General features: G+C 68.6%; 21 protein-coding genes. 11 read left to right on the top strand and 10 right to left on the bottom strand.

Annotation, left to right across the window (positions count from 1 at the left end):
• Nucleotides 1-41 precede the first annotated feature (41 nt).
• The 8 genes from hppD (at nucleotide 42) to ACZ6YV_RS08910 (ending at nucleotide 8,627) form a co-directional block, all read left to right on the top strand.
• Nucleotides 42-1,241 carry a 4-hydroxyphenylpyruvate dioxygenase gene (gene hppD, locus ACZ6YV_RS08875; protein WP_465509066.1) on the top strand — a complete coding sequence of 400 codons (1,200 nt, stop codon included), beginning with the start codon at nucleotides 42-44 and terminating at the stop codon, nucleotides 1,239-1,241.
• 241 nt (nucleotides 1,242-1,482) lie between these two features.
• Entirely contained in the window at nucleotides 1,483-2,031 is a 549-nt protein-coding gene (locus tag ACZ6YV_RS08880) for a YbaB/EbfC family nucleoid-associated protein (RefSeq protein WP_465509067.1), read from the top strand.
• Nucleotides 2,032-2,064: 33 nt separating this feature from the next.
• A complete protein-coding gene (locus ACZ6YV_RS08885; protein ID WP_378239759.1) occupies nucleotides 2,065-2,379 on the top strand; it encodes a type VII secretion target in 315 nt (104 codons plus the stop codon).
• Nucleotides 2,379-6,404 carry a hypothetical protein gene (locus ACZ6YV_RS08890; protein ID WP_465509068.1) on the top strand — a complete coding sequence of 1,342 codons (4,026 nt, stop codon included), beginning with the start codon at nucleotides 2,379-2,381 and terminating at the stop codon, nucleotides 6,402-6,404. Before ACZ6YV_RS08885 ends, ACZ6YV_RS08890 begins: the two co-directional genes overlap by 1 nt.
• Nucleotides 6,401-6,841 (top strand): hypothetical protein, encoded by a 441-nt coding sequence (locus tag ACZ6YV_RS08895; protein WP_465509069.1) that lies wholly within the window; start codon nucleotides 6,401-6,403, stop codon nucleotides 6,839-6,841. Before ACZ6YV_RS08890 ends, ACZ6YV_RS08895 begins: the two co-directional genes overlap by 4 nt.
• Nucleotides 6,842-6,905: 64 nt before the next feature.
• A complete protein-coding gene (locus tag ACZ6YV_RS08900) occupies nucleotides 6,906-7,358 on the top strand; it encodes a hypothetical protein (protein ID WP_465509070.1) in 453 nt (150 codons plus the stop codon).
• A gap of 8 nt (nucleotides 7,359-7,366) precedes the next feature.
• The gene (locus tag ACZ6YV_RS08905; RefSeq protein ID WP_465509071.1) at nucleotides 7,367-8,218 is read left to right on the top strand and encodes a ferredoxin; all 852 of its coding nucleotides are present in this window, start codon (nucleotides 7,367-7,369) and stop codon (nucleotides 8,216-8,218) included.
• Between the two features lie 130 nt (nucleotides 8,219-8,348).
• On the top strand, nucleotides 8,349-8,627 hold the full coding sequence (locus tag ACZ6YV_RS08910; protein WP_378239753.1) for a hypothetical protein: 279 nt from the start codon (nucleotides 8,349-8,351) through the stop codon (nucleotides 8,625-8,627).
• Nucleotides 8,628-8,756: 129 nt separating this feature from the next.
• Here the strand turns inward: ACZ6YV_RS08910 and ACZ6YV_RS08915 are convergent, their stop codons facing one another.
• The 5 genes from ACZ6YV_RS08915 to ACZ6YV_RS08935 form a co-directional block, all read right to left on the bottom strand.
• Nucleotides 8,757-9,914 (bottom strand): cystathionine gamma-synthase, encoded by a 1,158-nt coding sequence (locus ACZ6YV_RS08915; RefSeq protein ID WP_465509072.1) that lies wholly within the window; start codon nucleotides 9,912-9,914, stop codon nucleotides 8,757-8,759.
• Between the two features lie 51 nt (nucleotides 9,915-9,965).
• Complete coding sequence (locus ACZ6YV_RS08920) at nucleotides 9,966-10,583, bottom strand: hypothetical protein (RefSeq protein ID WP_465509073.1); 618 nt, start codon at nucleotides 10,581-10,583, stop codon at nucleotides 9,966-9,968.
• A gap of 41 nt (nucleotides 10,584-10,624) precedes the next feature.
• Nucleotides 10,625-11,164 carry a hypothetical protein gene (locus tag ACZ6YV_RS08925; protein ID WP_465509074.1) on the bottom strand — a complete coding sequence of 180 codons (540 nt, stop codon included), beginning with the start codon at nucleotides 11,162-11,164 and terminating at the stop codon, nucleotides 10,625-10,627.
• A 152-nt stretch (nucleotides 11,165-11,316) separates the two neighbouring features.
• Nucleotides 11,317-12,726 (bottom strand): hypothetical protein, encoded by a 1,410-nt coding sequence (locus ACZ6YV_RS08930; protein WP_465509075.1) that lies wholly within the window; start codon nucleotides 12,724-12,726, stop codon nucleotides 11,317-11,319.
• A gap of 233 nt (nucleotides 12,727-12,959) precedes the next feature.
• Nucleotides 12,960-14,330, bottom strand: a complete 1,371-nt coding sequence (locus ACZ6YV_RS08935) for a cystathionine beta-synthase (RefSeq protein ID WP_465509076.1) — start codon at nucleotides 14,328-14,330, stop codon at nucleotides 12,960-12,962.
• Nucleotides 14,331-14,511: 181 nt separating this feature from the next.
• Here ACZ6YV_RS08935 and ACZ6YV_RS08940 point away from each other — a divergent pair, with 181 nt between their 5' ends.
• The gene (locus ACZ6YV_RS08940) at nucleotides 14,512-15,732 is read left to right on the top strand and encodes an acetyl-CoA C-acetyltransferase (RefSeq protein WP_378239746.1); all 1,221 of its coding nucleotides are present in this window, start codon (nucleotides 14,512-14,514) and stop codon (nucleotides 15,730-15,732) included.
• Nucleotides 15,733-15,826: 94 nt separating this feature from the next.
• On the opposite strand, the gene ACZ6YV_RS08945 is transcribed toward ACZ6YV_RS08940, so the two are convergent.
• The 5 genes from ACZ6YV_RS08945 to ACZ6YV_RS08965 form a co-directional block, all read right to left on the bottom strand.
• Nucleotides 15,827-17,359: a DHA2 family efflux MFS transporter permease subunit gene (locus ACZ6YV_RS08945; protein WP_465509077.1), complete on the bottom strand. Its 1,533-nt coding sequence runs from the start codon at nucleotides 17,357-17,359 to the stop codon at nucleotides 15,827-15,829.
• A 225-nt stretch (nucleotides 17,360-17,584) separates the two neighbouring features.
• Nucleotides 17,585-18,853 (bottom strand): YeeE/YedE family protein, encoded by a 1,269-nt coding sequence (locus ACZ6YV_RS08950; RefSeq protein ID WP_465509078.1) that lies wholly within the window; start codon nucleotides 18,851-18,853, stop codon nucleotides 17,585-17,587.
• 229 nt (nucleotides 18,854-19,082) lie between these two features.
• Nucleotides 19,083-19,646: an LppU/SCO3897 family protein gene (locus ACZ6YV_RS08955; RefSeq protein WP_465509079.1), complete on the bottom strand. Its 564-nt coding sequence runs from the start codon at nucleotides 19,644-19,646 to the stop codon at nucleotides 19,083-19,085.
• A 144-nt stretch (nucleotides 19,647-19,790) separates the two neighbouring features.
• The gene (locus ACZ6YV_RS08960; protein WP_465509080.1) at nucleotides 19,791-20,324 is read right to left on the bottom strand and encodes an LppU/SCO3897 family protein; all 534 of its coding nucleotides are present in this window, start codon (nucleotides 20,322-20,324) and stop codon (nucleotides 19,791-19,793) included.
• A 76-nt stretch (nucleotides 20,325-20,400) separates the two neighbouring features.
• Nucleotides 20,401-21,240 carry a Bax inhibitor-1/YccA family protein gene (locus tag ACZ6YV_RS08965; protein WP_465509081.1) on the bottom strand — a complete coding sequence of 280 codons (840 nt, stop codon included), beginning with the start codon at nucleotides 21,238-21,240 and terminating at the stop codon, nucleotides 20,401-20,403.
• Nucleotides 21,241-21,553: 313 nt separating this feature from the next.
• Between ACZ6YV_RS08965 and ACZ6YV_RS08970 the strand changes: the two genes are divergently transcribed.
• Complete coding sequence (locus ACZ6YV_RS08970) at nucleotides 21,554-23,023, top strand: SpaA isopeptide-forming pilin-related protein (RefSeq protein WP_465509082.1); 1,470 nt, start codon at nucleotides 21,554-21,556, stop codon at nucleotides 23,021-23,023.
• 13 nt (nucleotides 23,024-23,036) lie between these two features.
• Nucleotides 23,037-23,720, top strand: a complete 684-nt coding sequence (locus ACZ6YV_RS08975) for a class F sortase (protein ID WP_465509083.1) — start codon at nucleotides 23,037-23,039, stop codon at nucleotides 23,718-23,720.
• Nucleotides 23,721-23,794 lie beyond the last annotated feature (74 nt).

The raw sequence follows: 23,794 nt of genomic DNA on the forward strand, positions 1-23,794 counted from the left end.
GACCATTGCACATTTTGTCACGCCCTCGGATGCTTCAGGGCATGACGCACACAGTGGAACCCCAGGGTGCTCTTGACGACGTGAGCTACGACCAGCTGCGTCAGCTCGTCGGCCTCGTCGACCACGACTCTTCGACCGACCCCTTCCCGGTGAAGTCGATGGACGCGGTGGTGTTCATCGCGGGCAACGCCACGCAGACCGCGTGGTTCTACCAGGTCGCGTTCGGCATGCAGCTCGTCGCGTACTCCGGCCCCGAAACCGGGAACTTCGAGCGCAAGTCCTTCGTGCTGAAGTCCGGCTCGGCGCGCTTCGTGATCACCGGCGGCGTCAAGCCCGACTCCTCGCTGCTCGACCACCACCGCCGCCACGGCGACGGCGTCATCGACCTCGCGCTCGAGGTCGCCGACGTCGACCGGTGCATCGACCACGCCCGCTCGCAGGGCGCCACCGTCCTCGAGGAGCCGCACGACGTCTCCGACGAGCACGGCACCGTGCGCGTCGCGGCGATCGCGACCTACGGCGAGACCCGCCACACGCTGGTCGACCGGTCGAAGTACAAGGGCGTCTACCTGCCCGGCTACGAGCCGCGCGAGAGCAAGATCGTCCGTCCCGAGGGCGCGCCGAAGCGGCTGTTCCAGGCCGTCGACCACTGCGTAGGCAACGTCGAACTCGGCAAGATGGACTACTGGGTCGACTGGTACCACCGCGTCATGGGCTTCGTGAACATGGCGGAGTTCGTCGGCGACGACATCGCGACCGAGTACTCGGCACTGATGAGCAAGGTGGTCTCCAACGGCAACCACCGCGTCAAGTTCCCGCTCAACGAGCCGGCGATCGCGAAGAAGAAGTCGCAGATCGACGAGTACCTCGAGTTCTACGGCGGCGCGGGCTGCCAGCACATCGCGCTGGCCACCAACGACATCGTCGCGACGGTGAAGGCGATGCGCGCGGCGGGCGTCGAGTTCCTCGACACCCCGGACTCCTACTACGACGACCCGGCGCTGCGCGCGCGGATCGGCGAGGTCCGGGTGCCGATCGAGAAGCTCAAGGAGCACCGCATCCTGGTCGACCGCGACGAGGACGGCTACCTGCTGCAGATCTTCACCAAGCCGATCGGCGACCGCCCGACGGTGTTCTACGAGCTCATCGAGCGGCACGGTTCGCTCGGCTTCGGCAAGGGCAACTTCAAGGCCCTGTTCCAGGCCATCGAGCGTGAGCAGGAGCGTCGCGGCAATCTCTGACCGCGAGGCGTTCGTCAGCGCGGCGCCGCGCTGACCTCTGACCCCGGCAGTTCGCAGGGCGTGAAAGGGCTCTTCATCGCACTTCGTGCGGTGAGGGGCCCTTTCGCTGCGTGATGGGGCCGACTTTGTCGGTCCGGGGTGGTACACCGGACGGGAACTAAACTTCGAACACACCGGAACCGGAGGCACCTCCGGACCGTCAGTGTGAAGACGTCAGCATGCAGCTTGTGGAAGGGTCCCGATGCCGGACAACGTCGACGCCAGCGAACGCATGGTGGACAACTGGACGAAGCAGATCCAGGAGACCGCCGCGCGCTATCAGGCGATGGCCGCCCGCATGCAGGGGCAGACCGTGACAGAGCGGTCGAAGGACAACACCATCGAAGTGACGGTCGATTCGAAGGGCCTGCTCAAGAACCTGGTCATCTCCGAGGCCGTGAGCGGCAAGCGGATGGCCGAGGTCTCGGCGCAGGTCATGCGGCTTGTGCAGCTCGCGCAGTCACGGATCCCCGAGCTGCTGCAGCAGGCGATGGCCGAGACCGTCGGCACGACCGACGAGACGGCGAACCGGGTGATCACGGAAGCGCAGAGCACCTTCCCGGAGGCGCCTCCCGAGGAGGACCTCGCCCCGCCGGAGCCCGAGCGGCACCACCGCTTCGGCCCGGACGACGAAGAGCCTCCGCAGGCCACTCCGCCCCAGACCACTCCTCCACAGCCGAAGCCGATCCCGCGCCGCCGCCGCACGCAGGACGACGATGACGACGACTTCGGCGGCAACATTCTTTCCTAGAACGTTCATCCGGCCTGGTAGAGGGGAGAAACCATGGCAGGCAAGGGTTACGAGCTCGGTGCCGACCTCGACGCGCACTCCAAGCAGATCGACGGCATCGCCGACGGGCTGCGCGGTGCGGTCGACGCCGCGCAGCAGGTGAGCATGCCGACCGACGCGTACGGCATCATCTGCCAGCCGTTCCGGATGATGCTCGACCCGGTCGAGGAGTTCGGCATCAACGCGCTGAACAAGGCCGTCGAAGCCGCGACGGCGGTGGCGAACAACGTGCGTTCGGCGTCCAACGCCTACCGGACGCAGGACGAGAACTTCGCCGCCGAGTTCAAGAAGGCGCAGGTGCCTGACTGATGCCCGAGGGAAACCCGCTCGTCGCGAAAGCGCCGACGGATGGCGACGGCCCGGGACCGCTGACGGCCGGGAACAGCGATTACGGCTACGGGGCGGGCATCGGCGTCGCCGAGTCGGCCATGGACGCCTTCAACGGCATCTCGAACGGCGACTGGATCGGCGGCGGACTCGGCGTACTGAGCCTCGCGGGTGAGATCGCCAGCGCCGCGATCGACCCGTTCGGCTACCTGATGTCGTCGGTGGCGTCGTTCCTGATGGAACACATGCAGCCGCTGAAGGACATGCTGGACGCCGTCGCGGGCGACCCGCCGGTCATCCAGTCGTACTCCGAGACCTGGGGCAACGTCGCCAAGAAACTGGAAGACACCCAGGTCGAGTTCTCGAACGCGGTCAAGAACGGCACCACCGGCTGGTCCGGTGACGCGGCCGACCAGTACCGCAAGCAGGCCGCGGAGCAGGCGGAAGCGATCAGCGGGGCGGCCACGGTCGCCGGCGCGATCAGCACCGTGGTGATGATCTTCGGCGAGATCGTCTCGTTCGTCCGCGAATTCATCCGCCAGCTGATCGCGGACGCGGTCGGCAAGCTCATCTCCTGGGTCATGGAGACGGTGTTCTCCCTCGGCTTCGGCACGCCCGTGGTGGTCGCGCAGGCCGTCACCGCGATCGCCGAGTGGGCCGCGAGGATCGCCGACAAGCTCAAGGAACTCTGCGACGCGATGCGGCGTGTCTCGCCGCTGCTGGGCAAGCTGGCCGACGTCTTCGAGAAGATCATCAAGATCTTCGGCAAGATCGCGGGCAAGGTCACCGGCCTGGACGTGATCAACACCAGGAACATCAAGCCGGGCGGTTTCGTCCAGCGCGGCGGCCGCGGTGGGTCCGGCGGGCCCGACGGTGGCGGAACCGGATCCGGTTCCGGGGACGGCCCGGACGGTGACGGCTCCGGCAGCGGATCCGGCGACGGTTCGAACGGTTCGGGCGACGGATCCAACGGCTCGAACGGCTCCGACGGCGAGTCGGGTGGCTCCGGCCGTTCCGGTGACAGCTCCGGCGACTCCGGCTCGAACGGCCCCGACGGTGACTCCGGGGGATCGCGCCAAGGCGATTCCGGCGGTGACTCCCCGTCGAGCGCCACCCGCGGCGGCGACGGCGGCTCACCGTCCACAAGAGACAGTGGCGGCTCGCCTTCTCGTTCGGACGGCGGATCTCCCGGTCGTGCGGGCGACGGCGACGGACCGTCCACTTCGGACGGAAACCTCGGCAACGCGCCGGACGGCGGTGGCGGGTCCCCCAGCGCCGCCCGCTCCGACACGTCGGCCCCGCACACCCGGTCCGACGGTGGTTCTCCCGGCGATTCCGGCACCCCGAACCGCACGCCCGATGGCGGCTCGTCGAGCCCGAACCGCGCGGACACCGGCGGTTCGCCCAGCCATACGCCCGACGGGGGCTCTCCCGCTCCAGCGCCGCACACGCGGGCCGACAGCGGCGGCTCCCCAAGCCACGCACCGGATGGCGGTTCCCCGGCACCCCACACCCGTACGGACAGCGGCGGTTCGCCGAGCCACGCACCCGACGCCGGTTCCCCAGCACCCCACACGCGAGCCGACACCGGCGGCACCCCGAGCCACACACCCGACAGCGGCTCTCCCGCCCCGCACACGCGAACGGATTCCGGCGGTTCGCCCAACCACACTGGCGACGGCGGCGGCACGCCCCGGACGCACGGCGGCGACGGCGGCGGTTCGTCCACGCCGCGGTCCGACCCGTCGCCCGGCCACCACACCGGCAACGACGGCGGCAATCCCACCCGGCCGACCGACAGTGGCACGACGACCAGCGGTACCGCGCCCACGGCACCTCGTGTCGACGCGGGCCCGTCACACGTTCCGGCGCAGCGCGGCGGTACCGGTGGCGACGGCTCGCCCGGTGTCCCGCCGCAGGGTCAGCCCGTCGCAGGCGGCATGCCGCCGCAAGGCGCTCCGGGTGGCACGCCCGGCGGTAACCCGGGTTCGCCCGGCGGCAGGCCGCAGGGCGGCGGCTGGACGGGCACGCCCGGTTCGCCGCGCACCCCGGACACACACGGTCCGCGCGCTCCCGACACTCACACCGGCCCCAGCCGCGGTCCGGGCCAGACCGGCCCCGGCGGCAGGCCGAACCAGCCGCATCAGCCGCAGCCCGCCGCTCGCGGCAACGACTTCGGCCCCGGCGCCCAGCCGCACACCGGCACGCCGGGCACGCACGGCCCCGGTAACCGGCCCGGCAACACCGGTCCAGGCAACACCGGACCGGGCGGTCGCGGCCCCGGTGGCCACTCCGGGCCGCCGCATTCGCCGGACGGGCACGGCCCCGGCGGGCACGGTCCGCGTCAGGACCCGAACGGTCACCCCGACGGTTCACCGCACGAACGCGGCCCCGACGGTGAGCCGGATCGTCCGCTGACGCCGGACGAGGTCAACCAGCGGCACTCCGAGGGCACCCCGGCGGGCAGCTCGTACCACCGCGGCGACTCGGACATGGGCGACCTGCCGCACCGGGTCCAGCCGGATCCGGACGGCCGCTACACGGTCGATGTGCACGTCACCCCGGACGGGCACGCCCGCATCGGCAACCGCACCTACACCCCGGAGGAGTTCGCGGACATCCTGCGCCGCAACGGGGACTACGACGGCCGCCCGATCCGGCTGATCGGCTGCGACGCGGGCTCGAACGACTTCGCACGCCGTCTGTCACGGGAACTCGACACCGAGGTCATGGCGCCGAGCAAGCCGGCGTGGACCGACTCGAACGGGCGCGTCTTCTCGTCCGACTACGAGGTCGGTCCCGACGGCCGCACCCGGCCCCGGATCCCGCCGAACGGCGAATGGGACGTCCACAGCCCCGACGGCACCGCCCGCCGGGCGAGCGACGACGGCTTCACCCCGGACACGTCGCACACGGACAAGCAGGACGTGGACGCCGACAGCGCCCAGAGCCGCGGCGACGGCGACGACGCCGGTCATCCGCCGTACGACGACGTTCCCAAGCCCCGGACGATCCGCCCGGACTCGCCGGAGTTCAACGAGCGGTTCGCCGACTGGAACCGCCGGGACGACTCGGAGTTCACCGGGCAGCGGAATCGGCCGGACGGGCACGATCCGATCGACTCGCCTCGCGTCATCGACGATGTGGAACCGCGCGTCAAGAACACCAAGCTGGACTCCGAAGGGGTCCCGCAGGCCATTCGCGGGGAAAGGCCTCTGGCGCCCGACGCCGAGTACAGGGTGGAGTACAAGAACGGCGCCAGCAGCCGGTTCTTCACCGACGCCGACGGCAGGGTGACGCATATCGAAGCGACCGCCGGCACCAAGGAGCCGTTCCACAACCCCGATCTGCGTTACCCGTTGCAGCCCAACACGCAATACCGGATCCCCAACTTCAACGATCCGGAAAAGGCTTGGACCTTCGAGGTCGGTGCCAACGGGAAACCGACGGCCATGACCGGCGACCCGGCCTTCCGGGGACAGAACGAAGACTTCCGAGACCAGGCCTCGCAGGACCGGTCCAACGCCGAAGGCAAGAAGGCCTTCAGGAGCCACCCCGACTACGGAGCCGAACACAAACCGGTCCGTTGGGCGGGCGGTCACCTCGCGGCGAACGAGATGGGCGGCCCCGGCGAGTACATCAACATGCATCCCCAGATGGCAGGCTCCAACAGCGGTAACTACAAGGACGGCTGGATCTACGACGCCTCCTGGCGGGCTCAGGAGGTCGAGCTCGGCAAGTTCGCCGGCGGGCCTGGCCAGGAGATCGAGAACTACCAGGTCCGGATGGAAGGCGACAGCAACGGCGTTCCGGAGAACGTGACGATGCGCTGGCAGGAAGTCGTGTACAAGGTCGACGGGAGCGGCGACATCGTCCCCGGGCCCGACGGCAAACCGATCGAGGTGTCCCGGGTGACCAGGCAACGGGACTTCCCGAATGATCCTTCCCAGGTGAACTACGGTCCGCGGACACGGTACGCGGGGAACAACAGGACGACGACCACATGACGGACGAACTCACCGCCGACATCACGTCGGCCTTGGCGAAGGCCGCTCCGGGCGGCTGGTCGCGGATCAGCCTCACGGTGTCCGCGACCGTGCTGGCCTACGACTACGCCACCGAGATCCGTCTGGCCGACGGTGGAAGCGGGGATATCGACCTGCCCGCCGAAGTGCGAGGCGGCTTCCGCGAACTGCGGACCCGGATGTACGAACCCGATCGTGGAACGTGGTTTTCGGCGACGCTGACCCTGCACGCCGGGTCGGCTCCGGAGTTCTCGTACAACTTCGACGAGGACCCGAAATGGTGGCCTCCCCTGCATCCGACGACCTTCGCCCGCGACCTGGAAGCTTTCCCCCGCAGCGAAAAGCACATCCCGCCCTGGCTACGGGACCTGCTCGGCGAAGGCGTACAGCTGGAGCACGAGCGGGAAGCACCGGCCTGAACCGGCACCCGTGCCATGATGGGTCATCGCTACATCGGCGGTGACCACGAGGAGGATTTACCGGATGGCTCAATGGCCTCAGCTCGACCCCATCGCGCAGAACGAGCTCCTGGGCGAGATCACCTTGTCGGTGGTCGGTGCCTTGCCGCCGGGCTGGCGTGAGGTGGTGCTGGACTATCGGGTGGTCGGCAAGAACATCGACGTCGCGGTCGGCGTGCTCGACCCGAACGGCACCTACCAGGTGTGGGAACCGTCCGTCGAGACGTGGCGCATGTTCCAGCGGCTGCGCGGCGGCATGTACCAAGAAGGCGAAGGCACCTGGTTCTCGACCAGGCTCGTCATCGAACCCCCGTCACGGTTCCGTGTGCAGTACAACTGGCAGAACGAACCCGACTTCCAGCCGTACCCCGCACCGGACGAATTCGCCCTGGAACAGGAACGCTTCCCCCGCGGCGAGGCGCACATGCCTGAGTGGTTCAAGCGTGGATTGGCCGCCTCCGGCGCCAAGACCGACTGAGGAAGACGATGACCCAGCCACCGGTGCCGTTGAACCAGCAGCAGCAACAGCAGCTCGTCTGGCAGATCGGCCATGCCCTCGCGACGCCGCTGCCGCCCGGCTGGCAGCAGATGCGCGTCGAGTACCGGGCGGCCGGCAGGCATGTCGAGATCGATCTGCTCGTCACCGGTCAGGACGGTCTGCCGCGCCCGGTCCAGCCGAGCCCGGAAGCGGTGCAGCTGCTCGGGAACCTGCGTGCGGGGATGTACCAGCCCGGCCGGGGTACCTGGCTGAGCGCGATCCTGGTCTACGGCTCGACGGCGGTACTCAGCACCGATTTCCTCGCCGACGTCGAGCCGCCGTGGCGGCAGGCGCCGCCGCCGATCGGGTTCCAGGACGAACTCCGGTTCTTCCCGCGGGCCGAGCAGAACATCCCGCCCTGGCTGCGGCAGCGGGCAGGCATGGACCCCGCTCCGGTGGCCACGCCTCCCGCCGAAGCGGCCGAAGACCTGCGCTCACCACGCGTCTACGACGCTCTCGACGAGTCGGGCCGTCCGGTGGTGAACCGCGAGCCGCTGTCTCCCGCCGAGCGGGACCGCGTGCTGGAGTACCTCGACGGCGCGCCGGTCGTGCTGGCGTCGCGGAGCTACGACGCCGACGCGTTCGAGCCCGACAGGGAACCGTTGGTGCCGTTGAACTTCCGCACGGACGGCCGCTGGTACTGGCCGGGCGCGGTCGCCTACTACCTGCGCGAGCACGACGTGGCGCCCGATCCCGATCTGCTCACCCACATCCGGGCGTCGCGGTTCACCCTGCCCGAGATCGGCGAGCCCGAACGCGAACTCGCGGTCGCCGCCATCACCGGCCAACAGTCCACTTAGGACCAGCGATTCGACGGGTGTTCCAGGACCGCTGGGCGTCCGGATCATGCCACCTGGCGGATACGTCGCCTGGCAAGGTCACGGTCCGGGTACTCTTGACGATGGCGGCGAAGGCAACCAGGGAGCACATATGACACGGGGGAACATCGGCAGGGTCCGGGCGACCCGCTCCGCCGGGATGCTCCCGGTCGTGCTGGCCCTCACCTCGGCCGCCCTGCTGACCGGCGCCGCCGTCTACACGGTCGACCGCGCGGGCTGCGTGGACCCGGGCCAGTACATCCGGCACGACAACCACATCGAACTCGTCGGCGGCTGCGTCGACGGCTCCGAACTGCCTGCCGCCCCTCAGGGCACTTCGCACGAAGCAGACGCGAAGAGCGGCCTCACACCCAGCAACTTCCGCCCGTAACCGGGCACCCTCCCCGCACGTCGCGCTGACCAGCGCAAAGAGAGCAAGGGACCTTTGCTGTCATTTAGTTAGCATGGGTACGCTAACGATAGCAAAGGTCCCTTGCTCCCGCCCTGGGCTCGGCGGCGGTCAGCCCAGGGCCTTGGCCAGATCGTTGACCAGGTCGCTGCCGTCCTCGATACCGACGGACAGGCGCAGCAGGTTGTCCGGCACCTCCAGGGTCGACCCGGCGGTGCTCGCGTGGGTCATCCGGCCCGGGTGCTCGATGAGCGATTCGATCCCGCCCAGCGACTCGGCGAGGATGAACAGCTTCGTCTTCGACGCGACCTCGAGCGCGGCCTGCTCGCCGTCGACGTGGGTGAACGAGATCATCCCGCCGAAGCGCCGCATCTGTTTCGAAGCGACCTCGTGGCCGGGGTGCTCCGGCAGGCCCGGGTAGTAGACGCGATCGACCTTCGGGTGCTTCAGCAGCATCCGGGCGATCAGTTCGGCGTTGTCGCTGTGCCGCTCCATCCGCAGCGCGAGCGTCTTGATCCCGCGCAGGGTCAGCCACGCGTCGAACGGGCCGGGCACCGCGCCTGCCGCGTTGCGCAGGTAGAACAGCTGCTCGCGCAGTTCGTCCTCGTTCGTCAGGATCGCGCCGCCGACGACGTCGGAGTGCCCGCCGAGGTACTTGGTCGTCGAGTGCAGGACGACGTCGGCACCCAGCGAAAGCGGGTTCTGCAGGTACGGGGTGGCGAAGGTGTTGTCGACGACCAGGCGGGCACCGGCACCGTGCGCGACCTCGGCCAGCGCGGCGATATCGGCGATCCCCAGCATCGGGTTCGTCGGCGACTCGCACCAGATCAGCTTCGTCTCCGGCCGGATCGCCGCGCGGACCTCGGCGATGTTCCCCAGGTCGGCGACCGTGTGCTCGACGCCCCACAGGCTGAGCACCTTGTCGATCAGCCGGAACGTGCCGCCGTACGCGTCGTTGCCGAGCACCAGGTGGTCACCGGGCCGCAGGGTCGCCCGCAGCAGGACGTCGCTGGCCGCCATCCCCGACGCGTAGGCGAGGCCGTGCCGGGCGCCTTCGAGTGCCGCGAGCGCGACCTCCAGCGCGGTGCGCGTGGGGTTGGCGGTGCGGGAGTACTCGTAGTCGCCTTCGCGCGTTCCGCCGACGCCGTCCTGCGCGTAAGTCGAGGTCTGATAGATCGGCACGATGACCGCGCCGGTCCGGGGATCAGGGGTCTGCCCGGCGTGGATCGCGCGCGTTTCGAAGCCCAGCAGAGAGTAGTCATCGGCCATACCCCCAAGGGTACGACCACTACCTCGAGATCCCATCGTCTGGGATCGAACTCACCACTGTCCGGGTGGTGGGCCCTGCTGCGGACCGGGGACGGGCGGAGGTCCGGCCGGTGGATACCCGGGCTGCGGGGGCGGATATCCGAAGTTCTGCGGCGGCATGGCCGTCGCGGGCGGCTTCTTGGCCGCGATCCAGCGCGCCGTCGGCGGGATCAGCGCCAGCACGAAGGTCGCGATCGCCGGGATCAAGACCACGATGAGGAGCCAGCCGAAGCCGAAACGCAGGGTCACCCCGCTGTAGGAGAAGAGGAAGAACGAGCCTGTCGCCCGGAACACGAAGACCAGGGCCACGCATCCGAGCGTGACCCCGGCGCCGATCACGGTGAGTACCCGCCCGGCGCCCTTGCGCAGGAGCAGCAGGATCCCGCCGCTCAACAGCAGGGCCGCGGTGAGGAGGTCTAGCGCGGCGCCGACGACGAGGAACGAGATGACGTAGTGCGAGAGCTCGATGACGTGGAAGGCGACCCCGGCGAGGAACCAGAGCCCGCCGAGAATCGCGAAGATCCCGGCCATGATCCCGGTGGCACCGCTCGGCTGCCGCACCGCTCCCGGCGGCGGGTAGGCACCGGCTTGCGGATATCCGCCCTGCGGCGGGTACTGCTGAAAAGTCACTTCTCCCCCTGTCGAAATTCTTGCCTGATCCTGTCTGCCCGCTACCAGCCGGGAAGCTGGCTCTGCGGCCGGTAAGGCTGGGCCGGTGCGGGCCGCCAGCGCAGGTACTTCAGTGTCGGCGGGATGATCGCGAAGATCAGCGTGAACGGGACGACCGCGAACATCACCACCCGGACGATGGCCACGAAAGTCTCGAACTCGAACTGCATGCGGAAGTACAGACCGTAGGAACCGTTGAACGCCAACGGTTCCATCAGGACAGCGGCGATCACCATCAGCGAGCCGAGCACCAGCAGTACCGCGCCGGCGACGGAGCGGAAGAACGCCGACAGCGCGCCGATCAACAGCAACAGCGCGGCCAGCAGGTACAGCCCCAGCGCGGTGAGCACGAGACCGGGCAGATCGCCGATGCTGAACCCGGACGGCAGTTCGAGGAAGAAGTAGACCGGGATGAACCCGGCGGCACCCGCGGCGATCAGTCCGGACAAGGCCGCGATGATCGCCGTCGCGCCGGTCGGCCGGACCTGCGGGGCGTGATATCCGAATCCGGACTGTGCGGGATAGCCGTACGGACCGGTCACGTCGCCCCCATCGGCAGGTGTGGGTTAACGGCGCTCACCCTAGCCCCGCGGCCTTGGCCGCGGCAGGCGAATCGGAAGACCTCGGCGAAAACAGAACGCCCCCGGCCGACGGGCCGGGGGCGTTCTGCGCGAAACCGTTCAGTGGTGTCGAGTCACCACTGCTGCGGCGGCTGACCGGGCTGCTGCCCCGGCTGACCGAAACCGCCACTGGGCGGGCCGGGCTGACCGGGCTGCTGCCCGAAACCACCGTACTGCTGCGGCGGCTGACCGAAGCCGCCCTGCGGGGGCTGACCCGGCTGGGCGAAACCACCGCTGGGCGGGCCGGGCTGACCGGGCTGCTGCCCGAAACCGCCGGGCTGACCCTGCTGCGGGAAACCACCCGAGGGCGGGCCGGGCTGACCGGGCTGGCCGTAGGCACCCGGCTGCGGCTGACCGTACGGACCGGGCTGCCCCGGCTGGCCGAAACCACCCTGCGGCGGGCCGCCGAAACCACCGGGCTGGCCGCCCTGCGGGGCACCGAGCACCGAACCGCCGCCACCGAGGCCGACGAACTGCGCGGTCGCCGGGATCAGGCCCAGCACACCGACGATCAGGATCACGATGCCGAGGAGCAGGTGCAGCAGGCCACCGCCGATACCGGCGCCTTCCCTGGCGGCAGCCGGCAGCTTGTCCAGGAAGTCCGACGACGGGGTCGAACCGCTGAGCAGGAGCACACCGAACAGCACCAGCAGCGCGCCACCGGCCGCGACGACGATCGGCGCGATCTTCTTCACCGTGCCCGGGAGCTTGCCCGCGAGAGCGAGACCGACACCACCGGCGATCGAAACGAGCGATCCGACCAGAAGCATGATCACGTAGAACCAGGTGGCGCCCGGACCGGCCACACCTGCCTCGTCGAGGAACTTGTCGATCTGCTCCTGGTTCGGAGCACTGTCGAAGATCTTCGAGTAGTCGCTGGCGTCACCGAAGTAGACGAACGACACGATCAAGGCGATCAGGCCGAGCAGCGCCACGACGCCGCCGGCGATGAACCCGAACATCGGGTTCCCACCGCCACCACCGGTGGGAGCGGGGCTGTAGCCCTGCGGCGGTCCGCCGAAGCCGGGCTGCTGGCCGAAACCGCCCTGGGGCGGTCCGCCGAAGCCCTGCTGCGGCTGGCCGAAACCAGGCTGCTGCTGACCCTGCGACGGGTCGAACCCGCCCTGCGGGGGCCCGCCGAAGCCCTGCGGCTGGCCGTAACCGCCGCCCTGCGCGCCGTAGGCACCGGCGGCCGGGTTGTCGGCCGCGCTCGGCGGCGGGGCGTACGGGATGGCGGGCGGCTGCGAACCCGGCGGCACGAGCTGGGTGGACTCGCCGGGGGGCGTATCCCCGCCAGGGCTCACCGGCTGCACGACCTGGGTCGCGTTCGCGTCACCGGCACCCGGCTGGACCGGCTGCACGACCTGCGTGGGCTCCGGCGTGTCGCCGAACCCGCCACCCTGGGGCTGCTCATAGGAGGGCTGCTGCCCGTACTGCGGTTGCCCGTAGTCGGGCTGGGCCGGCGGCTGGCCGGGCTGCACCACCTGGGTCGGTTCCGGGGAACCGAACGGGTTGTCTTGCTGCGGCTGAGGGCCACTCGGGGGTCCCTGCGGTGGCTGGGCGCCACCCCAAGGCTGATTCGGTGGCTGCGGAGCACTCATTTGGGTCTTGAACCCCCTTGACGAGGACATAAAAGTTCAACTCACCCAATACGCTATCGGATAGCCGGGTGGGCCGCTCGTAACGCCCCGGCCCGGCCATCCGATGAAATGCCTCTTTACCGTCCCGCGAGAAACGCGAGCAGGTCGTGCCGGGTGACGACGCCCGCCGGCTTGCCGTCGACCAGCACCAGCGCACCGTCGGCACCCGAGAGCGCGTCCATCGCCGAACCCACCTGTTCGCCGGCGCCGATGGTCGGCAGCGGCGGCGACATGTGCTGTTCGAGCCGGTCGGCCAGCTGTGCCTTGCCGGTGAAGAGCGCTTCGAGCAGATCGCGTTCGTTGACCGCGCCGACGACCTCCGCCGCCATGACCGGCGGCTCCGCGCTGACCACGGGCATCTGGCTGACACCGAACTCGGAGAGGATCGCCACAGCTTCGGCGACGGTCTCGTTCGGGTGACTGTGCACCAGGCTGGGCAGCGAGCCGCTCTTCTTCATCAGGACGTCGCGGACGGTCGCGCCGCTGGAGTCCGGCGGCAGGAAGCCGTAGGAGGACATCCAGCTGTCGTTGAACACCTTGGTGAGGTAGCCGCGGCCACCGTCGGGCAGGAGTACGACGACGACGTCGTCCGGGCCGAGGTCCTCGGCGAGCTTGAGCGCTGCGGCAACGGCCATCCCGCACGAGCCGCCGACGAGCAGCCCTTCTTCGAGTGCGAGGCGGCGGGTGATGTCGAAGGAATGCGCGTCCGACACCGCAATGATCCGGTCGGCGACGTTCCGGTCGTAGGTCTCCGGCCAGAAGTCCTCACCGACGCCCTCGACCAGGTACGGCCGTCCGGATCCGCCGGAGTACACCGAGCCCTCGGGGTCCGCGCCGATGACCTGGACGCGGCCGTCGCTGACCTCCTTGAGGTACTTGCCGGTGCCCGAGATGGTGCCGCCCGTGCCGACGCCCGCGACGAAATGCGTGATCTTGCCCTCGGTCTGGCGCCAGAGTTCGGGGCCGGTCGAGTGGTAGTGGCTGGCGGGGTTCTCCGGGTTGGCGTACTGGTTCGGCTTCCAGGCGCCCTCGATCTCGCGCACGAGGCGATCGGAGACGTTGTAGTAGGAGTCCGGGTGCTCCGGCGCCACCGCGGTCGGGCAGACCACGACGCGGGCGCCGTAGGCCTTGAGCACGTTGCGCTTGTCCTCGCTGACCTTGTCCGGGCAGACGAACACGCACTTGTATCCCCTGCGCTGCGCCACCATGGCCAGCCCGACGCCGGTGTTGCCGGACGTCGGCTCGACGATGGTGCCGCCGGGCTTCAGTTCGCCGGAGCGCTCCGCGGCTTCGATCATCCGCAGCGCGATGCGGTCCTTGACGCTGCCACCGGGGTTGACGTATTCGACCTTGGCCAGGATGAGCGGCTGCAGCCCCTCGGCCAGTGCGTTCAGCTTGACCAGAGGGGTGTTGCCCACGAGGTCCACGATGTGCTCGACGTATTCCACGCTGACAGCCTAAACGCCGCAGGTCGGGATGTGTCCACTCAACTCCGGCGGCGGCTCCGCGCCATCGAGTGGTGTGGTGTGGATCGCGTTCGCCTTTGACCCGCACCGCGCTCCGGTGGAGGATGCGAGGTGAGCAACCGCTTAGCGCGTGTCTGGATCGAAAACAAGGGAGTGTCGTTCCATGCCCGAAGCCGTCATCGTCTCCACCGCCCGATCCCCGATCGGCCGCGCCGGCAAGGGATCGCTGGTGAGCATCCGCCCGGACGACCTCACCGCGCAGATGGTCCGCGCCGCACTCGACAAGGTCCCCGAGCTCGACCCGACGCAGATCGAAGACCTCATGCTGGGCTGTGGTCTCCCCGGTGGCGAGCAGGGCTTCAACATGGGCCGCGCGGTCGCCGTCGAACTCGGCTACGACCACCTGCCCGGCTGCACGATCACGCGGTACTGCTCCTCCAGCCTCCAGACCACCCGCATGGCGCTGCACGCGATCAAGGCGGGCGAAGGCGACGTGTTCATCTCCGCCGGTGTCGAGACCGTTTCGCGCTTCGCCAACGGCAGCTCGGACTCCTGGCCGAACACGCACAACCCGCTGTTCGCCGACGCCGAGGCCCGCACCGCGCAGGTGGCGGCCGAGGGCGCCGACAGCTGGAGCGACCCGCGCGAGAACGGTGTCCTCCCGGACGTCTACATCGCGATGGGTCAGACCGCCGAAAACCTCGCGCGGCTGAAGAACGTGTCGCGTGAAGAGATGGACGAGTTCGGCGTCCGGTCGCAGAACCTCGCCGAGAAGGCCATCGCGGACGGCTTCTGGGCCAACGACATCACCCCGGTGACCCTGCCGGACGGCACCGTGGTCTCGAAGGACGACGGCCCGCGCGCCGGTGTCACCCTCGAAGGCGTCTCCGGCCTGAAGCCGGTCTTCCGCCCCGACGGCCGGATCACCGCGGGCAACTGCTGCGCGCTCAACGACGGCGCGGCGGCCGTGATCATCATGTCCGACACCAAGGCGAAGGAACTCGGCCTCACGCCGCTGGCCCGCGTCGTCTCGACCGGTGTTTCGGGACTGTCGCCGGAGATCATGGGCTACGGCCCGGTCGAGGCTTCGAAGCAGGCGCTCGCTCGCGCCGGGATGTCGATCGGCGACATCGACCTCGTCGAGATCAACGAGGCGTTCGCCGCGCAGGTCATCCCGTCCTACAAGGACCTCGGGATCGACCTCGACAAGCTGAACGTCAACGGCGGCGCGATCGCCGTCGGCCACCCGTTCGGCATGACCGGCGCGCGGATCACCTCGACGCTGATCAACTCGCTGCGGCACCACGACAAGCAGTTCGGCCTCGAGACGATGTGCGTCGGCGGCGGCCAGGGCATGGCGATGGTGCTGGAGCGCCTCTCCTGACCCCCTGACCTGCGAAAAAGAGCAAGGGACCTTTGCTCACGTTAGTTAGCGTGCTAACGAACGTGAGCAAAGGTCCCTTGCTCCCTTCCGGGCCCTAGTGGGTCATGATCGGCGGGGCCGCGGAGACCTCGCCGTCAGCACCCTCCGGCAAGGCCGGCTTGGACTTCGGCAGGAACGCAGCCGGGATCAAGCACAGCGCGAGCAGGATCATCGACCACAGGAACGTCGTCGAGAACGCGTCCGCCGTCAGCCCCGAAGCCGCTTCGCGCGTCGCCGGGTTGAACACCGCGGCGGTCGCGGCCAGCTGTCCCTGCGCGGTCGGCACACCGAACTTCCCGGCCAGCAGCGCCGCCAGGATGATCGAAAGCACCGCCGCGCCGATCGCGCCCGCGGTCTGCTGCAGGATGTTCGTCGCCGTCGACGCCTTCGCCATGTCCTGCGGCTTGAGCGTCTGCAACGCGGCCGACGTGATCGGCATCATCGTCGCGCCCATGCCGAGCCCCATCACGAACAGCGCCGAAAGCAGCAGCCAGTACGGCGTCGTCGCGGAGAGCTGGGTGAAGGCGATCAGCCCGGCGAGCATCAGCACGAGACCGGGCAGCACGATCTTCCGCGCGCCGATCTTGTCCGCGAACCTGCCCGCGATCGGCATGGTCAGCATCGCGCCGAACCCCTGCGGGGCGAGCAGCAGACCGGCGTTCATCGCCGATTCACCGCGCGCCAGCACGAAGTACGTCGGCAGGAGCAGCATCGCGCCGAAGAACGCGACGCAGAAGAACGTCATCGTCACCATCGCGACGGAGAACGACCGGTTCTTGAACAGCTTCAGGTCCAGCAGCGGGTTCGTGACCCGGTTCGCCCGGAACACGAACGCCACCAGCAAGCCGATCCCGGCCAGCGCGGGCAGCCAGACGTCCACCGCGCCGACCCCGCCCGCCGACGGGATGTTCGAAACACCGAAGATCAGCGCCGCCAGACCGGGCGAGACCATCAGCATGCCGATGAAGTCGAACCGCTCGCTGGGCTCCGGGCGGTCCTTCGGCAGCACGCGCCAGGCCAGCACCATGGTGATCAGGCCGATCGGCACGTTGATGTAGAAGATCCAGCGCCAGCTCACCGCGTCGACCAGCCAGCCGCCGAGGATCGGGCCACCGATCGGGCCGAGCAGCATCGGCACGCCGAGCACGCCCATCACGCGCCCGATCCGGTGCGGCCCGGCGGCCCTGGTCAGGATCGTCATGCCGGCGGGCATCAGCATGCCGCCGCCGAAGCCCTGCAGGATCCGGAAGACGATCAGCGATTCGACGTCCCAGGCCATGCCGGCGAGCATCGATCCGATCAGGAACAGCCCGATCGCGGTCAGGTAGAGCCGCTTGGTGCCGAACCGGTCCGAAGCCCAGCCGGTGATCGGGATGACCGTGGCCAGCGCCAGCATGTAGCCGGTCGCGATCCACTGGATGGTGTCGAACGAGGTCTGGAACTCGATGGTCAGTTTCTGGAGCGCGACGTTGACGACGGTCGTGTCGAGGATCGCCATGATCGCACCGAGGATCACGACGCCGGCGACCTTGAGCACGCCCGCGTCGAGTTTGTCGCCGCCCGGAGCGGCCGGGCTTTGCGTTGACATGAAGAATCCGTCCCCTGATGTTCGGTGGACGCGACAACCCCCGTGGTCGCGGCTACGGAATCGACGCCCGGCGTGGTGCCGAGCCTTCCCCAACCAAGCTTGTGCATTAATGCGCAAGCTTGGATATGTAGCCGAGGGTAGCCGAACACAGGTTTTACATGCCAACTCTTTCCCCGTATGCGGGCCGAAAGGGCAAGTCCGCATACGGGATATCACGAAGAGTGATCAGCAGACGCTGTCCGTCGGGGCCGGGTTGCCGAGCCCGAACAGCGGACGCAGCTTGAGCCCGATCCAGGTCCCGCCGAGCGCGAAGACGCCCCAGAGCCAGCCGTGCAGGCTCCCGACCGAGATCCCGCCGAGGTAGGCGCCGATGTTGCAGCCGCCCGCCATCCGCGCGCCGACGCCCATCAGGATCCCGCCGAGCACCGCGGCGACGGCGGTCCGCCACGGGATCGAACTGTGGATCTTCCACGCGCCCGCCGCCGCGGCCGCGACCCCCGCGCCGATCATGATGCCGATGTCGGTGAGGCTGTTCTTGTCCTTCCAGATCGGCCCGGCCAGCGAAGCCGCGTTCGCCTTGAGCCGCCAGAATTCCCAGGTTTCGGGGTGCAGGCCGAACACCTGCAGGATCTTGGCTCCCCACAGGCTGAACGCGCTCGTGACACCCCAGATCCCGCCGGACACCAGGAAGACCGCACCGGCGAGCACTCCGAGGACGACGGCGCCGACGAGGATCGGCCAGGAACCGCGGTAGATCCGGGCGAGGCCGCGCGCGGTCGGGACGACGTCGACAGGCGGCGGGTTGCGGCGCTTCTGCACGAACCGGGTGCCCAGCACGATCGCGGCGAGGACGGCGACGGTGATCGCCCACGAACCGAACCAGCCGACGTGGTCGGCGAGCAGGATGCCCTTGAACTCGGGCCAGCCCGAAAGCAGCGGATACGCCCACGTGTAGAGGACGGAACCGGTGATGAACCCGCCGAGGGTCAGCACGATCGTCGACTGCCCGGAACCGACCGCGAACAGCGTTCCCGAAGCGCACGCGCCACCCAGCTGCATGCCGATGGCGAAGATCGTCGCGCCGACGAACAGCGCGAGCCCCAGCCCGCCCGTGGTCGGATTCGGTTTGCTGCCGAAGAGGCCGGATCCGGTGCCGACGATCAGCGCGATCAACGTCGCGGCCGTGCCGAGCAGCAGCGTGTGCGCCCGCAGGCCCTGGCCGTTGCCGACCGCGATCAGCTGACGCCAGGCCGAGGTGAAACCGAACCGGGAGTGGAAGAGCGCGAGGCCGAGAAGCAGGCCGAGGACGAGCAGGACCCCGAACTTCGCCCCGTGCGCCGCCCAGACGTACCAGGTCAGGCCGACCGCGAGGGCACCCGCGACCGCCAGCGGCACGATCTTGACCGGCTCTTCCGGTTGCGGGACCGGGGCGGCGCAGGAGGTCGGGAAGTCGAGGAGTTTCTTCTCACCGGCTTGGGTTTCTGTCGTCGCCACCAGGACTCCAGGTCGATCGGCGGGTTGGGGACGAGCAACGTTAGGACCGGTGACCGTCCGGTCGCAGCCCGTCCCACACTGTGCGACGAACGGCGGCTCACACACGGCCGGATGGCGGCGGCGATACCAAAGGTCCCTTGCTCCCCCGACACGCGTGAAGGCCCCCTTCCCTCGGCTGGTCATTCAAAACCGTGGCCGAGGGAAGGGGGCCTTCACGTGCTTGGGACTTTTACTTCGTTTCCTTGATGCAGAGCGTCGTCGGAGGCGTCGAGTACGTCGCCACTAGCGTGGCTTCGGTGCCCTCGCAGGTCGCCTGGTCCGAGACAGCGGCGACCTTCACCATTTCCGCGTCCTTGGCGGGGTCGGTGCAGGACACCTTCTGGTAGCCGGCGGTCTTGGAGATGTAGCCCTTGAGGCAGTCGCCCTGCTTGACGTTGACGACCAGGCACAGCTTGTACGACATCCGACCGGACATCGAGATGGTGTCATAGTCGCCCTCGGGGCAGGACTCGTCACCGGCCACGCGGGCGCCGATCTTGACGTTCGCCTCCTGCGCGCCGCAGTCGGCCTTCTTCGGCTCGTCGGCCGTCCGGGAGAACTCAGTCACGCTCAAGCACTCGCCGGCCTGCGCGCTACCCGTCCCGGTGAAGTGGTTGAAGAGGAACAGGCCGCCGCCGATCACGACGACGAGCACCGGAATGGCGAAGCGAAGCCAACCGAGCTTGGAGCGCTTGGGCGCCATCGGCTGGCCGCCGGGCGGCGGACCGAAAGCATCGGGCTGTCCAACCGGCATTTGGCCCCCAGGGGCCGGCTGGGAAGTGGTCACCGAGAAACCTCACAGGTGTGAAGAGGAATGAGAACCCCGGTATCAAACACCGAACGTGATCAAGCACATAAACCGGGCCCCCGAACGGGTGAAAACCCCTGGTCGAGATCGCTATTTGAGGCTCTTCACGCAGACCGTCGACGGCGGCGTCGAGTAGCTCTTGAGATCAGTCGCTTCGGTGTCGTCACAGCTCGCGACGCCGTTGACCACCTTCAGGACCTCCGCGTCCTTCGTGAGGTCCGAGCAGGCGACCTTCTGATAGGCCACGCTGTCGGCCAGGAAGTTCTCGAGGCAGTCGCCCTGCTTCGCGTTGATCATCATGCAGAGCTTGTACGAGGCGAACGTCTTGTCGACGACGAGCTGGTCGTACTCGCCCGCCGGACACGCGCCGCCGGCGTCGGTCTTCGCCCCGGCCTTCGCGTTGGCCTCGATCGAGCCGCAGTCCGCCTTGGCGGGATCCGCGTCGACGTCGCCGAACGTGGTGATCGCGTAGCAGTCGCCCACCTGGACGTCGTCCGTGTTCGAGAGGTACCCGACGATCCACGACGACGCGCTGAGCACCACGATCGCGACCGGCACCAGGATGCTCACCCAGAACCACTTGGAACGCCTCGGCCTGGCGGATTCGCCACTGTGCTCGGTCATGGGGCCAGAGTATTCACGGGAACGAAAAGGGGCGCCCCGATCGCTCGGAGCGCCCCCTTCCGTGAAGAAACCCGCGTCAGTCGCTTTGGAAGTACGACAGCAGGCGCAGGATCTCGAGGTACAGCCAGACCAGCGTGGTCATCAGGCCGAAGGCGACGTACCAGGACCACTTCGACGGCGTGCCTTCGCGGATCATCCGGTCGGCTTGGTCGAAGTCGAGCAGGAAGCTGAACGCCGCGACACCGATCACCACGAGGCTGAAGATGATCGCGATCGGCCCACCGTCACGCAGCGGGTTGAAATTGAAGAAAAGGCTGGTGACGAGGTTGACGAGCATCATGATCGCGACGCCGACCAGGGCGCCGATGATCCACTTCGTCAGCTTCGGGGTGACCTTGACGGCACCCGTCTTGTAGACGACCAGCATCGCGATGAAGACACCGGCGGTACCGACGATGGCCTGCAGCGCGATACCGGGGTACAGCGCTTCGAACAGACCGCTGATCGCACCGAGGAAGACACCCTCGACGGCCGAGTACGCCAGCGTGAGCGGGCCACTCGGCATCTTCTTGAAGATGATCACCAGCGAAATCACGAGGCCGACGATCATCGAGCCGACGAGCGCGCCGATCACGGCACCGGGGATGCCCATGATCTTGCCGGACGCCGACATCGGGATCTGGCTGATGGCCCAGATCGCGGTGAGCACGCCGGTCACCAGCGCGGTGCCGAGACTCAGCGCCGTCTTGATGACGACGTCGTCGACGGTCATCGGCCGGTCGTCAGCACCGGCGGAGGTCTGCGGAGGGCCGTAGCCGGGCACGCCGCCCTGGGGTTGGTTAAAGCCTACGTTGGGTCCGTACTCCGCCGCGCCACGCGGCAGGTTCCGGAACGCCGGGTTGCTACTGGATCGCACCTGATCCTCCTGGATCTACTGGCACCTGCATCGGGTACAACGACCGCGAGGGCCGCCCGGTTCCCGTCGAAGTAAAGACGACTTTACTCACATTCGGCGCGAGGCCCATCCCCCACACCGTATGCGGCGGAGATCACGACCGTTCACCGATACCCCACCTGATGACCTCTTGCCAAAACCGCTGCTCACAGGACACCCTGCACGTTGCGTGTTCGGATAATCACCGAAGGCGTGTCGGGGAACCTATCGATCGTGTGACCTGCGTCGACGTAAATGCGCCGGGGCAGAACGCGGCCAAAGGAGTCAACACACCATGGGGTGGACCACACGCCCGAGCGTGCGTTCGCGCGCCTTGACCAGCCTGATCGCGACGTGCCTGCTCGGCGCTCTGTCCGCCACCGTCGCGGCGACACCGGCCTCGGCCGAGATGAAGGAAGGCGTCGGCTACAAAGTCACGCCAGGCCAGACGGTCGACAACAAACCGAGAGAACGCGACTGGCTCGGTTCGTACGTCGTCAACGGCAAGCACGTGTTCTGTGTCTCCTTCCAGTTGAAGGCGCCGGACACGGACGAGAAGTACAAGCCCGGCGACGAACTCCTCGACAAGTGGGGCGCGAAGCTCCCCGAGGACACCGCGGCCAACATCTCCTACCTGCTGCTGCGCTACGGCGGCACCCAGGACAACGCCGAAGCGGCGGCGCTCGCGCATCTGCTGCACTCGTGGACGTCGAAGCCACGTTCCGACGCCGACCTCAAGCCGAACCTCCCCCCGGAGAAGATCGGCTACGACGTCCAAAGTCACCTCGACAAGCTGAAGGCGCAGCACACCGACGCCGCGGCGGCCGTCGAGAAGCTGACCAAGGACGCCGAAGCCAACCGCGGCCCGTGGACCACCGCGATCGCACCGCCGAAGGAAGACCAACACATCGGTACCGCGGGCGAGTGGACGATCAGCGTCAAGAACTCCAAGGGCAAGGGCATCTCCGGGGTGCCGGTGCAGCTCACGCCGTCGAACGCGACCGTCGACAGCGGCGAGACCACCAAACCCGCGTCGACCTCGAAGGCCAAGGCCGAGAAGGCCACCACGGTGAAGACGGGCGAGGACGGCACCGTCACGGTCAAGGTCACGCCGACCGGTGACCAGCCGAAGCTGGCCAGCTCGCTGTCGGCCCCCGCCGACCGGCCGTACGTGCAGTTCCCGGTCGACACCGGGGTGCAGAAGGTCGTCTCGACCGGCGGCGAGAAGGAACTCAAGGCCCAGGGTGTCGCCGTCGTCTCGAAGCCGGGCAAGGTCCAGGTGACCAAGGTCGACGCGAAGACCGGCAAGGGCATCGCGGGCGCCGCGCTGCGGATCACCGCCAAGGACAAGTCCGCCGCCGCCCTCGGCCAGGACGGCAAGCCGCTCAACGGCGCCGACGGCAAGCCCGCCATCGTCACCACCGAGGGCGAGAACGGCACGGTCACGGTGGAGAACCTGCGGACCCCGCAGGAGATCTGCGTGGTCGAGGTCAACGCGCCGCCGGGCTACACCAACGCGTTCGATCCGAAGAATCCGCCGTCCGCCTGCGGTGAGGTCAAGCCGGGTGAGACGCTGGCGCTCAAGGTCGCCAACACGCCCAACGAGGTACCGCGCACCATTCCCGCCGGCGGCCGGCCGGTGGCGATGATGCAGGGCACCGTCGAGAACACGGCGTCGACCGCCGGGATCCTCGGCGTCGGCGCGCTCGCGCTGCTCGGTTCGGTGATGGTGGGTGTGGCCGCGCGGCGGTCTTCGCGACGCTAAAGAGGGTTCAGGAATGTCAGTACGACGCGGGTTCGCGCTGGGAGCCGTCACGGTCCTGTGCGCGGACCTCGTCGCGGCCTTGATCGTCTGGCCGCCGACGACCGTGGTGGCGGGGACGGCTCAGCCTGTCTCCGTCTCCGTCGCGGGCGGTGCCCCGGCCGCGCCCGCGCAACAGGAGGTCCCGCCTCCGCCGGACATCGTCCCCACGACGCCGACGGCCGCTCCGCCGCCGCCGAAGGAACCCGAGGCCCCGAAGCCGCAGGGCCCGGGGACGATCCAACTTCCCGCGGGCGGTGCGGCGAAACTCGTGCGCAAGGAACTCGGGCCGGGCGCGGAGCTGCCGGTGCCGGAAAACCTCGGCGAGGTGACCTGGTGGGGCGCCGAGCTGAGTTCGGAGACCGGGGCGAGCGTCTTCGCCGGGCACGTGAACTGGAGGGGCGCGACAGGTCCGTTCGCGGAACTGTGGACCGAGCGGATCGGCGGCGCCGTCACCGTGGTCGACAAGGCCGGAAAATCCTGGCAGTACAAGGTTTCCCAGCTGATCACGCTGAAGAAGAACGAACTGCCGCAGCGGGCGGACGAGCTGTTCGGCCAGTCCGGTCCACATCGGATAGTCCTCGTCACCTGCGGCGGCCGCTGGGTCGGCGGGGAGACCGGCTACGCCGAGAACCGGGTCGTCATCGCCGACCCCGCCTAGTTACCCGTGAGTAACTTCACGGGACGCGACGGTGGTACTCACCGTGATGATGCAGCAGAATGCCTGTGGACGCG

It is taken from the genome of Amycolatopsis sp. NPDC102522 (genome assembly GCF_055584485.1).

Bases quoted from the DNA above. Each gene is read 5' to 3' on its own strand.
- hppD (WP_465509066.1), top strand. From the start codon at position 42: ATGACGCACACAGTGGAACCCCAGGGTGCTCTTGACGACGTGAGCTAC.
- ACZ6YV_RS08880 (WP_465509067.1), top strand. From the start codon at position 1,483: ATGCCGGACAACGTCGACGCCAGCGAACGCATGGTGGACAACTGGACG.
- ACZ6YV_RS08885 (WP_378239759.1), top strand. From the start codon at position 2,065: ATGGCAGGCAAGGGTTACGAGCTCGGTGCCGACCTCGACGCGCACTCC.
- ACZ6YV_RS08890 (WP_465509068.1), top strand. From the start codon at position 2,379: ATGCCCGAGGGAAACCCGCTCGTCGCGAAAGCGCCGACGGATGGCGAC.
- ACZ6YV_RS08895 (WP_465509069.1), top strand. From the start codon at position 6,401: ATGACGGACGAACTCACCGCCGACATCACGTCGGCCTTGGCGAAGGCC.
- ACZ6YV_RS08900 (WP_465509070.1), top strand. From the start codon at position 6,906: ATGGCTCAATGGCCTCAGCTCGACCCCATCGCGCAGAACGAGCTCCTG.
- ACZ6YV_RS08905 (WP_465509071.1), top strand. From the start codon at position 7,367: ATGACCCAGCCACCGGTGCCGTTGAACCAGCAGCAGCAACAGCAGCTC.
- ACZ6YV_RS08910 (WP_378239753.1), top strand. From the start codon at position 8,349: ATGACACGGGGGAACATCGGCAGGGTCCGGGCGACCCGCTCCGCCGGG.
- ACZ6YV_RS08915 (WP_465509072.1), bottom strand. From the start codon at position 9,914: ATGGCCGATGACTACTCTCTGCTGGGCTTCGAAACGCGCGCGATCCAC.
- ACZ6YV_RS08940 (WP_378239746.1), top strand. From the start codon at position 14,512: ATGCCCGAAGCCGTCATCGTCTCCACCGCCCGATCCCCGATCGGCCGC.
- ACZ6YV_RS08945 (WP_465509077.1), bottom strand. From the start codon at position 17,359: ATGTCAACGCAAAGCCCGGCCGCTCCGGGCGGCGACAAACTCGACGCG.
- ACZ6YV_RS08955 (WP_465509079.1), bottom strand. From the start codon at position 19,646: ATGCCGGTTGGACAGCCCGATGCTTTCGGTCCGCCGCCCGGCGGCCAG.
- ACZ6YV_RS08960 (WP_465509080.1), bottom strand. From the start codon at position 20,324: ATGACCGAGCACAGTGGCGAATCCGCCAGGCCGAGGCGTTCCAAGTGG.
- ACZ6YV_RS08970 (WP_465509082.1), top strand. From the start codon at position 21,554: ATGGGGTGGACCACACGCCCGAGCGTGCGTTCGCGCGCCTTGACCAGC.
- ACZ6YV_RS08975 (WP_465509083.1), top strand. From the start codon at position 23,037: ATGTCAGTACGACGCGGGTTCGCGCTGGGAGCCGTCACGGTCCTGTGC.